This is a genomic window from Aminipila luticellarii (assembly GCF_004103735.1).
In the GTDB taxonomy this organism is placed as follows: Bacteria; Bacillota; Clostridia; order Peptostreptococcales; family Anaerovoracaceae; genus Aminipila; species Aminipila luticellarii.
Genome location: NZ_CP035281.1, coordinates 211,258 through 222,986 on the forward strand (window position 1 = coordinate 211,258; position 11,729 = coordinate 222,986).

The window sequence follows — 11,729 nt, forward strand, 5'->3', positions numbered from 1 at the left end:
ATTTACCTTTGCACATAAAAACGCCAGATTTTCAGTCTGGCGTTAAGTATGATGAACTTTTTATTGCTTCAAGTCGGACTATTGAATGGATATACCTTCAATCCCGATACCAGAAGCAAGGTTATACGCATTAACAGCGATATTATAATCTAAAATTGCTTTGTAATATGCTTGCTGTACATTAAATGTGTTGAGATTAATTCCGGATAGATCTGTTACTGTGATCACACCGCTGTCATATTGGAGCTGACCTAATCTGGAGGCTTCTTTTGAATTTTCATAAGAGACCTTTCCAGATGTTACCGCTTCATACTTTTGCTTCATATCCATATATTTTGTGCGCACATCAACTTCCACTTGACCGGGAGCCAGTTCAGCAGATTCCTGCGCGGTCAGAAGCGCAGTTCTGGCGGAACGATACGTTGCTGAAGTGCTTGGGTAAGCCTTTACATCGTTTAACAGGTAAGCCGCCATCGTAGCACTGTAATTCGCTCCGTGTATTTCATTTCTGTTGACCAGAGCCTCTTTAATGGCATCATCCACTGATTTTGTCGGGAAAGCCAGAGCAGTTAGACTATCAGTCAAGGTTACTTTTTGGTGAATATTATAACCCATAAATAAGTTAAAGTTCATTTTTATCTGTTCAAAGCCATTGACTGCTAAAGTATAATTGTCTTTTGCTGTATTTAAAGAGGTTTCTGCATTTAAAGTATCAAGCTTTGATACGGTACCCAGCTTGTATTTCAGCATGGTGCTGCTGTAAATGGCCTGAGCTCTGGTCAAATTATCTTTAGCAACCTGAACCTGAGCTTCGGTATATTTATACGTATAATACATTTCATAGGTCTGAGACTTTAGCTTATTGATAGCCGCCTCATAATTTCGAGGAGCCTGTTCATTTATAAATTTTTTACTCTCCTGCAACAGCGGTTTGCTGGCCGTGTCTAAATCAAGCTTGTTGATTTGAGATATTTTTTCACTGTAGCCCTTCGCTTTTGAAAGTTGATCTTCTTGTGTATACTGTGCAAAGGTCGCCTGTGGACTGTCTGCCAGCATCTTTTTATAAGCGCCATCCAAAGAAAGGCTAATTGGAGCTGTAACGGTAGGGGACTGTGCTTCTGCATTAATAGCAGAATTTGTTGTAATCGCAGAGTCGGTAGTGGAAACAGCCGCATTTGTGGTCGTTACTGCTGCGTTGGTGGTCACAGCCGCACCGGTAGTAGTTACAGCACTGTTAGTCGTTGTTATTGCCGAACCTGTAGTTGAAATCCCTGATCCTGTAGTGGTAATGGTACTACTTGCAGCCGTTTGGCTGTTGGCTACCGTAGTCCCTGTATTTGCCGTAGTCGCTGCTGCAATAGATGCTACTGGAATAGAAGTAACTATCAATGCAGAAGCGAGTAAAGCTGTAAATAATTGCTTTTTCATTTTTTTATTTTCCTCCTTATCATTTGATTGATATGTATTCGCTTCATTTTATATGGATAAAATGAGCAAAATATTGCAAGTTTAGTCTGATTTTTGACTTCATTCAATCGAATCAGCCCATTGGCTGAGATTCATTCTACGCCCCTTTGCACAATCGTGTCAATACACATTATAGCAGAAGATGTGGAATTAGATATTAAATCTTTATTAAGAATTAGTTTGCCCTCTATTTTACATGCAAAGTTTGTATAACAAGCTTGATGAATGCATTAAAACATAATACAATGAAGAGCAGATAATAAAACTGTTGATTAAACAATCAGATTTGAGAAAAAGGACAAAAGCATGAAAAAATTACTTTATGTTGCTTCCAGTTATGGGCACATACTTAGTTTTCATATACCATATATAAAAAGGCTGCAGCAAATGGGGTTTGAAGTACATGCGGCAGGTGCGGGAGCTTCCGACGGTACAGAGCCAAGGGACACTAAAAAGATTAACATTCCCTTTGAAAAAAGTATGTTTTCTATTAAAAATATAAGCTGTACCTTTCAGCTGATGAAGTTAATAAAGGAAGAGCGGTATGACGTCATAAGCGTGCATACTTCCTTAGCCGCCTTTTTTGTAAGAGTTGCGGTAATGCTTACACACGGCCCAAAACCGACCGTCATAAACACGGTGCACGGATATTTATTTGATGAACGTACACCGCGCCTTAAGCGAAGCCTTCTTTTGTGGGCAGAAAAGCTTACAAAACCGGTTACAAATATAGTGGCAGTTATGAATGATCAAGATTATCAAATTGCGGAGAAATACCATTTATATAAGGACAAGTTAGTTCAAATCCCCGGATTCGGTATTGATATAGACCATTTTTCCAGGGCCGCCGTTGAAGAAAAGGTGTGCCGGAAGCAGGGAAATGGGGAGCAAATGAAACAAAGGATACAGCACGAACGAGACAAACTGGGTATTAAAACAGAGGACATCCTGCTCATTTACGCCGCAGAGTTTTCCAAACGAAAGAATCAAAAAATGCTGATAGAAGCCATGGCAAAACTGCCATCCAATGTGAAATTGATTTTAGCGGGGAAAGGCGAGATGCTGGAAGAATGCAAGCAATTGGCGGAAACCTTATGGCAATCTGAAACCTTGTCAGATGAGGGAATCACTGAGACGGATTCCAGAGTATTGTTCCTGGGGCATGTAAAAAAGCTGGAATATTTTTACTACCTGTCCGACATATGTGTATCCGCCAGCAGGAGTGAGGGCCTACCATTTAATATTATGGAAGCGATGGCCATGGGGCTGCCGGTTGTGGCGACAGATGTAAAAGGGCATCAGGACCTGGTGGAAAAGGGGATAAACGGTTATCTATATGAATTTAATGATCAGCAGGGATTCGTTAATGCAATAATGAAGATCATTCATATGGAGCAGAAGGATTCTATTTTAATGTCGCAAAATAATATCTCAAAGGCAGAAAAATATGGGCTGAAAAAGGTAATGGATGAGGTGTTGGCTGTATATGATGGGTTGTAAATATATTGGGGCGAAAAAGAAAACAGAGTATATGCCGACTCTGTTACCCAGGATATTTAATGTTTTCTAACACTGATTTAACACTTGATTTGATGTGTTAGAATGCGTCAAATCAGTGTTGGAATAAAATGATTTTAAAGGATGATGCACAACAGATTTGAGGTGAATATAGATGGATGCTCAACAAAAAAAGAGAATTATTGCAAGGTATAAAGAGCTGCTGCAATTTTATTTCAGGACGGGAAGGAAGGAACCGGACTTTGAGGATAAACCATTTGTAAACTTCCTTGAACTACTATATCCAATATTAAAAGGGCATAAGTTCTATTGTAATGATATTTTTGTATCCTCCATTGTTTGGCATTTAGAAGGTTTAAGTGGATTGCCCAGTGACATAACGGAGAAACAGCTTGATGATATTATTGAACATATTAGTAAGAATTTTGATATTAATAAGGAAATGCACTACCTAATATTTCCATTACAGGGGTCGGGGCTAAAGAGCGATATTTCCTTTTCAAGATTTCATATGCTTACAGAAAAAAGTGAAGCGGATATGATTAAACAAATATCTGATATTACATCTATAGATGAGACAGAAGCTGCAAGTTTCTTAGAACATACGAAAAAGAGCCGTTCTAAAGACTTTTTAAAATCGAATATCATGATTATTGAGGCTGAAAATCAAACTGAAAATATTAGGCTGTCAGCATATCAATTAGCTCAGCACTCCGTTCATTTTCTTTTTTTAATTCATTCTGCATTTGGTATGAAATCAAGTATTTTTAGGACAGCAGATATATGGGAAGAGGAAAACAAGCATGTAGCCATATTATCAAAGGATGGCTGGAGATGTGGGCATAGCTATCAATGGAATGCTCATCTGCAATGTAAGTTAGATTTAGATTTTATGGGAGAAGAAAAGTATCAGAAGATCTTTGATAATCTGTTCAATGCTTTTGCATTAAATAATGATAAGGATGATCTATCCTATAAATTTATGAATTTGTTTGTATTGTATTCTCGAGGGATTGTTCAACGCCGGATACGGCATGACGATTCACTTGCCTTACTACTTTTTATTACCGCTTTAGAATCACTAATTACAGAGGGACAGCAAGAAAAGAGACTTCGGCTTGCTGCGGTTATTCCAAAGCTTGTAAGCGTAGATGGCATTGCCGCATTTGAATTAGCAACGATAATAGATGAATTATATAAGGATCGCAACAACTTTGTTCATGCAGGTCAAACCCCACAATTCTCTTATGAAAACAACAAGCTTGATATATTGGAGCGTATAACAGCGCTGATGATATTAAAATACTTTGAAGTGGACGGTCTGTTAGATGCATCACCGGGTCAAAATCGCCTGAATGCCTGGACAGAATATCTAAATCGGGTGTTTAACGGTATTATTTTTGGAGAAGGTAAACTATTATAATATTAGGTAAAAAATACGGAGGCTAAAAATGGGAACTAATGTAATAGGAAATCCTGATTCTCAAATATGGAAATTACTTGGGATAGAGGTTGAAGAAGAGAATCAGGAAAAAGGAAATAATCAGCAGAAAAGTTGCGAAAAGAATAAGAAAAATGTTGAAGAAGAACGTAGAAAAAGGGACTAAGATCAATTAATGATAGACGATATCTCATTTTGTGTGATATACTAATCCTAGTTTATTTTTGATTGTAGTAGCCCATATTGTCGACAATAGAAAGGTTTAGCATGTTTCTCAGCATCATTATACCAGTTTTAAATATCGAGAAATATATCAAAAGGTGCCTGGACAGTGTACTGGAAGCATGTTTTGATGACTGTGAAATCATCTTAGTTACAGGTGCTTCTGTTGATAAAAGCAATGAAATTTGTGATGAATATCAATCTACTTTTTCGAATATCAAACTTGTGGGGCAAAATGGAAAGGGGCTTTCTAATGCTCGAAATTGTGCATTGGATGTAGCAATGGGGAAATATATTGTCTACATAGACGGTGACGACTATGTAGATAGTGAGCTTTTCAGGAAACTGTTAGAAACTTTAAGGGCAACATGGAATGATATGGATTTAATTGCCACAGACTTTAGACGTATTGCAGTAAGTAGTGGTAAAAGTGATAAAATAGAAAATGTTTATCAAATTGGTCGGAACACGGAACCCCAATACGGTATAGGATATCTATCAACAATGCTTCAAAAAAAGCATTGTTTTTGGAATGTATGGAGGTACATTTACAGCAGGGAATTTTTGCAGCAAAATAATATTCGATTTGTCGAAGGTAAATTCAGTGAAGATATTGATTATACAACGAAGGTTCTTATAGCACGCCCCAAAATGGTATTTGTGCACTGCCCGTTTTATTACTATAGCATAGGAAAAGGGGATTCTCTTATGGATTGTCCTTCTTATAAACAATTGCGAGATACTTTGGAGTTTCTGTGCAATAGTATCCGTATGCTGGAAAAATCTTCGTTTATGTATTCGCAAATTTTGATAGGTCAATATCAGTTTGAATATATTCTTAACATTGCAATTATTAAAGAGGTTCCGAAAGAAGAAATAAGAAAAGCGCGGTTATTATATAAAGAAACCTTGGAAATTCTTCTTGTTGGCTCAGATTTAACCGCTCACCTTGTAAAAAGGATTCTTCATATAGTACCTCTTTCAATGTTTGCTGAAATACTTCATCGATTAAAGCTTTTTAGGAGATTCATAAAAAGAGGATCTGGGAAAAAACAGAGGGGAGAGTATTTAGATGATAATCACTAGGACACCTTTTCGGGTAAGTTTTGCAGGAGGAGGAAGTGATCTGCCATCTTTTTATACAAGACATGAAGGATGTGTACTTTCAACTTCTATAAATAAATATATGTATGTAACCATTCATCCCTCGTTTAATCGGATGGAAACAAGTATTAAATATTCTTTAACTGAAACTGTGCATGATGTTCGATACATTCAACATCCAATAGCGAGGCAACTATTGATGAATTATGATATCTCTGGTGTTGAAGTCACAAGCACGGCAGATATTCCGGCAGGAACAGGTCTTTCTTCATCCAGTGCCTATACTGTCGGTCTTATAAATGCCTTGAATGCTTTTTCTGGTAAATATTATTCACAAGAAAAGATTGCACGTCGGGCTTGTGAAGTAGAAATAGAGGAGTTAGGTGAACCTATAGGAAAGCAGGATCAATATGGCACGGCAATTGGAGGCATTAAATTTATTCGTTTTCTCACCGATGGCTCGGTTGATGTTGAACCAGTAATGGTTGATGGAAATATAAAAAATCAGCTTAACGATGAGCTTCTGTTATTTTATACTGGAGTAACACATTCGGCAGGAAATATTTTAAAAGAGCAGAATAAAAATGTTGTTACTGATAGGAAAAAATTTGATTGTTTAGTAAAAATGACAGAGCAGGCATATGAGATTAGGGAAGCACTGACAAAAGGAAACTTGAAGAGGTTTGGTGAGATTTTACACGAAGGATGGGAACTAAAACGACAACTGGCAGGGGGCATCACAAGCCCTGAAATTGATCAGTATTATAAATTGGCTCGTGAAAATGGGGCATTAGGAGGTAAATTGCTGGGTGCTGGCGGTGGCGGATTTTTACTTTTATATTGTGAGCATAATAAGCAAAAGCGACTGCGGTCAGCGCTTCATAAATTGGTTGAGCTTCCTTTTGCTACCGAGAGCGGTGGCACTAAAGTTATATATGTTGGAGAAAAGGATTGGGAATAAAATGAAATCACTTATTTTAGGCGGAGCAGGTTTTATTGGAAGTCATCTATGTGACGCATTACTGGCAAAAGGGGAATTAGTTGTATGTGTAGACAATTTTTATATTGGGACAAAAGAAAATATTGCACATTTAAGGGATCATCCAGCTTTTAAATTCTACGAAGTTGATGCCAATGAACTAGAATCCTTACGTAAAGTTTTTGAACGAGAAAAGCCAGATTATGTTTTTCATCTGGCAGCTAATTCAGACATTCAAGCAAGTGCACTAGAGCCTCTTGTGGAGTATAAAAATACGTATTCAACCACTTTTAACGTGTTGGAATGCATGAGAAGGACAGGAGCAAAAAAACTATTTTTTTCGTCTACATCAGCTGTATACGGTGAGGTGGAAGGAAATGCAAGCGAAGAAGATGCGAGATTAACCCCTATTTCGTATTATGGCGGTGCAAAGCTTGGGAGTGAAGCAATGATTTCGGCATTTGCTTATATGAATGATATGGAAGCACTGGTTTTTCGTTTTCCTAACGTTATAGGACCTAGACTAACACATGGGGTAATATTTGACTTTATCAATCGGTTAAGGGCTGAACCAAGCCATCTTCGAATTCTTGGTGATGGAAATCAAACAAAACCGTACCTGCACGTTCATGATTTGGTAGAAGCAATTATACGCTTCATGAATGTGCCAAAAGGTGTGACTCTATACAATGTAGGTGTTGATACGGCTACCTCCGTTACACGTATTGCGGAAATTGTAACCCAAAAAATGGGACTGGCAGGAATCCCCTTTGAGTATACTGGCGGACGAGGTGGATGGAAAGGTGACGTACCTCAATTTCAATATAATCTTTTAAAAATTCATTTAGCAGGATGGAAGGCTAGCATGACTTCTGATGAAGCGGTAATGAGAACTGTTGAGCAGGTACTTTCATGCAAGCTGTGATTATGGCTGGAGGCAAGGGTACGCGTCTTGTAGCCTTAACGAAAGATCAAGTCCCGAAGCCCATGGCGCAGATCGCGAAACGACCCATACTGGAGTGGCAGATTGAGCAGTTAAAGAATAATGGCATTACAGATATCATTTTAGTTATCGGCCATCTGGGGGAGAAAATTAAGAAGTATTTTGGGGATGGCAGCAAATTTGGTGTTAATCTGAGATATTTTCATGAAACCACCCCTCTAGGAAGTGCAGGAGCTTTATATTATGTACGGAGTTTATTGGAGGAAGGAGCCTTTTTTCTGATTTTTGGTGATATAATTTTTGATATCGATATGGCACGAATGCTACGGTTTCATCAGGATAAAAAGGCAGTAGTTACGTTATTTGCGCATCCTAATTCCCACCCTTTTGATTCAGATCTCATTGTGACAGATACGAATGACAAGGTGATTGAATTCGATTCAAAGAATAATGATCGTATTGGATACTGGTATGATAATCTTGTAAATGCAGGTGTCTATTTGCTGGAACGATCTTTTTGTGAACGTATAAAAAAACCCGTCAAAACAGACTTAGAAAAGGACTTACTTTTTTTCATGGCACAGAAAAAGGAAGCTCTTGTCGCATATTGTTCGCCGGAATACGTTAAGGATGTAGGAACACCAGAACGTATTGGGATTGCCGAAAAAGAAATTAATAACGGATTTGCGGCAGCTCGCAATCTAAAAAACGAGCAAAAAGCCATTTTTCTTGATCGGGATGGGACGATTAATAAATATAAGGGACTTATTTGGAAACAAGATGACTTTGAATTATACCATTTCACTATAGAAGCTATAAGAAAAATTAATCGTTCGGGTTATCTAGCCATTGTAATTACCAACCAGCCTGTAGTAGCACGAGGTCTGTGCCAGCTGCAAGATGTAGAGAACATTCACAAAAAGTTGGAGACTTTGCTGGGAAAAGAAGGAGCGTTCTTAGATGATATTAAATTTTGCCCACACCATCCAGATAAGGGATACCCAGAGGAAAATCCAATCTATAAGGTTCCTTGTTCTTGTCGGAAACCTAATATTGGGATGATTCAAGAGTGCGTAGAGAAATATAATATAGACTTGTCGCAATCTTGGTTTGTAGGAGATACAACTACAGACATACAAACTGGAAAAAATGCAGGAATGAGAACTGTATTGGTGCAAACTGGTGAGGCGGGAAAAGATGGGAAATACGAAAATACTCTTCCAGATATGACTTGCACTGACCTTTTGGATGCAGTTCGGAGAATAAGGGAGGAACAATAGCGAAATGGATTTTAAACAAGATATTAAAGATTATATTGCGTGTGAAATTGAAGTTCTTCAAAAAATAGATGTTGATGCAATAAATACGGTACTTAATCTGTTGGAGAAGACGAGACGAAATAAGAAACGAATTTATGTATTTGGCAATGGAGGCAGTGCGGCCACAGCTTCCCACATGCAGAATGATTTCAACAAGGGTGTATCTGAATGGATCGAAACGAAGTTTCGATTTCATTGCTTGAATGATAATGTTGCGACAATGATGGCCATCGCCAATGATATTGGATACGATGATATATTCCGTTTTCAGTTGGACGGGCAACTTGAGCCGGGAGACTTGATAATGGCTATCTCAGGAAGCGGTAATTCAAAAAACGTGATAAAGGCTGTGGAATACGCCAAGTCCTGTGGGAATAAGGTCATTGGTGTTACTGGGTATAATGGTGGAAGATTAAAGGAAATGAGCGACTGTTATCTGCATGTTCCAATCGACAGCATGCAGATAACAGAAGATGTACATATGATTTTTGACCATTTGATGATGAGCGTATTTTATAAATATTTATGTGGAAGAGAACATTTGAGTTAAAGGTCGAAATTAAATTTGTTTTTTAGAAAGAGGTACTATAGAATGTCATTTAAATCCCTGAAAATGAGGCTACTTCCTCCATCCTCAAAATCATTTCATACGAGAATGGATGAATTGGAGGCACAAAATCAATTATCCAATTCAAGTATAACCCAATTAGATGAACTAATAAGGAATAGTGTTAGTGAAATAAAAGATCAGTTGCCTGTTATAATACAATTAGCTAATGACGAGAAAATTAGTTTTTCGGAATCGGAATTAAAAATAGAACCGTTAGATCCACCACAACAAGTCATAGAGGAAGCCCCTTTCCTAGGATATGAAGCAATAAAATTACTATTACAGGAGTATCAATTTGAATCAGTTCTTGATATTGGATGTGGTGAGGGTTTACAAAGTGATTATTTTTTATCACATGGAAAAAAGGTAACAGCTATCAATAACTTAGATAACGACTATTTTCATAAAGAGACGAGAATAGACGCTATTATTGACGATTTTAATAACCATACCTTTTCAGAGCAATTTGATTGTATTTGGTGTTCCCACTGCTTAGAACATCAGCGGAATCCAGGTCATTTTTTAGATAAAATCTTTTCAGCCCTTAAAGAAAACGGAGTTCTAGCGATTACGGTACCTCATGCTGAGACTACAATTTGTCCAGGTCATGTGTCATATTGGGATGCAGGGCGGTTGATACATCATTTATTATTGGCCGGTTTCAATTGTCGAGATATTCGAATCAAAGCTTATGGATATAACCTAAGCGTTGTGTTGGAAAAGCATAGTATTGATGTCTCTTCAGAGCTTAACTGTTGGGGCGATTTGGATTTTCGAAGAGTAAAACGTTTGTTCCCAGAAGATGTTATAAAATATGTAGACCATTATAACGAGTGGGGAAGCTTTATTTTTTATGGTGATATTATTGAGATGAATTGGGAAAACCCAGAAAATGATTTTAATTAAGGGGCTAAAGGAGATATCTAGAAAGATAAAAAACTATGGAACTATAGAACTATTTAGCTTAGTACCATAAAAAGTTACCTTTTTGAAAAACACTTTAGGGTACGATTTTCGTTGTATATGAATTTGTAAATGCTGAAAGTGATAAAGTTATAGAATTTTACCATATACAGCTGGATGTTATGATTGAGTTAAGTGTTGTTAGTACTAATAAATGTTAAGGAATAGGGGAGATATGTGATTTATGCCTAAAATATCAGTTGTGATGCCTACATACAATGCAGAAAAGTACCTACGTGAAGCGGTAAAAAGTATTTTAGATCAGACCTTTTCTGATTTTGAATTTTTAGTTATAGATGACAAATCTAGCGATAAAACTCTTGAGATACTTGAATCATATAGTGATGAACGGATTCAAGTTGTAACTGGTCCTTGTTGTGGTATTGCTGCTGCATTGAACACAGGGCTAGATTTGGCTAAGGGCGAGTATATAGCACGAATGGATGCAGATGATATTTCCTTTCCAGAACGATTTGAAAGACAGGTCAGATTATTGGAAGAAAAACCCGAAGTGGGTCTATGTGGATCTTTGGCCATGCAGTTTTGCGATGAAGGCGATATAGGATTGTGGGCAGGTCGAAGTGTAGAACATCCGGGTTTGTTTGATTTATTATCACGCTGTGTCGTTTGTCATCCTTCAGTAATGTTTCGCCGGGAATTATTTGAATTTTATGGTCTGAGGTATAATCAAGATTGGACTACCACAGAGGATCAAGAATTGTGGGCACGGGCAATGCGCTACATAGAGTTTTATAATATACAGGAAGTGTTACTTAGATATCGTGTTCATCCTCAAGGTGCATCGATCGCAAAATCAGATAAAGGGGGATGGGACAATCTCTGCCGAGTTCATAAAGATATCCTTGACTGGTTATTTCCTGGAATAGATTATCCTTGTGATGGTACACTTGAAGTAATGGCAGAAAAAATGATTGCTGTCGCTGAATCCCAGGAGTTAAGTTCATTTTATATTGATAGGTATGATTTCTCTATGTATCCACGTTGGAAACGTATTATAGCAATGTCTTTATTTGATAGAGATAGTTTAAAAAAAGAAGTGAAGAAGCATCTTACACAACGACCAACAGTTTTGTTTTTTTGTAAATGCTTATACAGTTTTTTTCGAAAGATTTATCACTTAATTAAAAAGGGGGTGTAGCTAG

The 11,729-nt window shown here is 37.5% G+C and carries 11 protein-coding genes; 10 read left to right on the forward strand and 1 reads right to left on the reverse strand.

The window, feature by feature from the left end; translation table 11 throughout:
• Positions 1–78: 78 nt before the first annotated feature.
• Positions 79–1,428, reverse strand: a complete 1,350-nt coding sequence (locus EQM06_RS00965; RefSeq protein WP_128744562.1) for a TolC family protein — start codon at positions 1,426–1,428, stop codon at positions 79–81.
• 345 nt (positions 1,429–1,773) lie between these two features.
• Here EQM06_RS00965 and EQM06_RS00970 point away from each other — a divergent pair, with 345 nt between their 5' ends.
• From EQM06_RS00970 to EQM06_RS01010, 10 genes are all read left to right on the forward strand, one after another.
• Positions 1,774–2,967 (forward strand): glycosyltransferase family 4 protein, encoded by a 1,194-nt coding sequence (locus EQM06_RS00970; protein WP_128744563.1) that lies wholly within the window; start codon positions 1,774–1,776, stop codon positions 2,965–2,967.
• A 172-nt stretch (positions 2,968–3,139) separates the two neighbouring features.
• Positions 3,140–4,408, forward strand: coding sequence for a hypothetical protein (locus tag EQM06_RS00975; protein ID WP_128744564.1), 1,269 nt, complete (start codon positions 3,140–3,142; stop codon positions 4,406–4,408).
• A gap of 28 nt (positions 4,409–4,436) precedes the next feature.
• A complete protein-coding gene (locus EQM06_RS12825; RefSeq protein ID WP_164914302.1) occupies positions 4,437–4,592 on the forward strand; it encodes a hypothetical protein in 156 nt (51 codons plus the stop codon).
• 101 nt (positions 4,593–4,693) lie between these two features.
• A complete protein-coding gene (locus tag EQM06_RS00980; protein WP_128744565.1) occupies positions 4,694–5,734 on the forward strand; it encodes a glycosyltransferase in 1,041 nt (346 codons plus the stop codon).
• Positions 5,721–6,713: a GHMP family kinase ATP-binding protein gene (locus EQM06_RS00985; RefSeq protein WP_128744566.1), complete on the forward strand. Its 993-nt coding sequence runs from the start codon at positions 5,721–5,723 to the stop codon at positions 6,711–6,713. The genes EQM06_RS00980 and EQM06_RS00985 overlap by 14 nt, the downstream gene beginning before the upstream one ends.
• A gap of 1 nt (position 6,714) precedes the next feature.
• Positions 6,715–7,656 (forward strand): NAD-dependent epimerase/dehydratase family protein, encoded by a 942-nt coding sequence (locus tag EQM06_RS00990; protein WP_128744567.1) that lies wholly within the window; start codon positions 6,715–6,717, stop codon positions 7,654–7,656.
• Positions 7,644–8,954, forward strand: a complete 1,311-nt coding sequence (locus tag EQM06_RS00995; protein WP_128744568.1) for an HAD-IIIA family hydrolase — start codon at positions 7,644–7,646, stop codon at positions 8,952–8,954. The genes EQM06_RS00990 and EQM06_RS00995 overlap by 13 nt, the downstream gene beginning before the upstream one ends.
• A gap of 4 nt (positions 8,955–8,958) precedes the next feature.
• Positions 8,959–9,543, forward strand: a complete 585-nt coding sequence (locus EQM06_RS01000) for a D-sedoheptulose-7-phosphate isomerase (protein ID WP_128744569.1) — start codon at positions 8,959–8,961, stop codon at positions 9,541–9,543.
• Positions 9,544–9,585: 42 nt separating this feature from the next.
• On the forward strand, positions 9,586–10,509 hold the full coding sequence (locus EQM06_RS01005) for a class I SAM-dependent methyltransferase (RefSeq protein ID WP_128744570.1): 924 nt from the start codon (positions 9,586–9,588) through the stop codon (positions 10,507–10,509).
• Between the two features lie 241 nt (positions 10,510–10,750).
• Entirely contained in the window at positions 10,751–11,725 is a 975-nt protein-coding gene (locus tag EQM06_RS01010; RefSeq protein ID WP_128744571.1) for a glycosyltransferase, read from the forward strand.
• Positions 11,726–11,729 lie beyond the last annotated feature (4 nt).

Coding starts and splice junctions, on each gene's coding strand:
- EQM06_RS00965 (WP_128744562.1), bottom strand. CDS start 1,428: ATGAAAAAGCAATTATTTACAGCTTTACTCGCTTCTGCATTGATAGTT.
- EQM06_RS00970 (WP_128744563.1), top strand. CDS start 1,774: ATGAAAAAATTACTTTATGTTGCTTCCAGTTATGGGCACATACTTAGT.
- EQM06_RS00975 (WP_128744564.1), top strand. CDS start 3,140: ATGGATGCTCAACAAAAAAAGAGAATTATTGCAAGGTATAAAGAGCTG.
- EQM06_RS12825 (WP_164914302.1), top strand. CDS start 4,437: ATGGGAACTAATGTAATAGGAAATCCTGATTCTCAAATATGGAAATTA.
- EQM06_RS00980 (WP_128744565.1), top strand. CDS start 4,694: ATGTTTCTCAGCATCATTATACCAGTTTTAAATATCGAGAAATATATC.
- EQM06_RS00985 (WP_128744566.1), top strand. CDS start 5,721: ATGATAATCACTAGGACACCTTTTCGGGTAAGTTTTGCAGGAGGAGGA.
- EQM06_RS00990 (WP_128744567.1), top strand. CDS start 6,715: ATGAAATCACTTATTTTAGGCGGAGCAGGTTTTATTGGAAGTCATCTA.
- EQM06_RS00995 (WP_128744568.1), top strand. CDS start 7,644: ATGCAAGCTGTGATTATGGCTGGAGGCAAGGGTACGCGTCTTGTAGCC.
- EQM06_RS01000 (WP_128744569.1), top strand. CDS start 8,959: ATGGATTTTAAACAAGATATTAAAGATTATATTGCGTGTGAAATTGAA.
- EQM06_RS01005 (WP_128744570.1), top strand. CDS start 9,586: ATGTCATTTAAATCCCTGAAAATGAGGCTACTTCCTCCATCCTCAAAA.
- EQM06_RS01010 (WP_128744571.1), top strand. CDS start 10,751: ATGCCTAAAATATCAGTTGTGATGCCTACATACAATGCAGAAAAGTAC.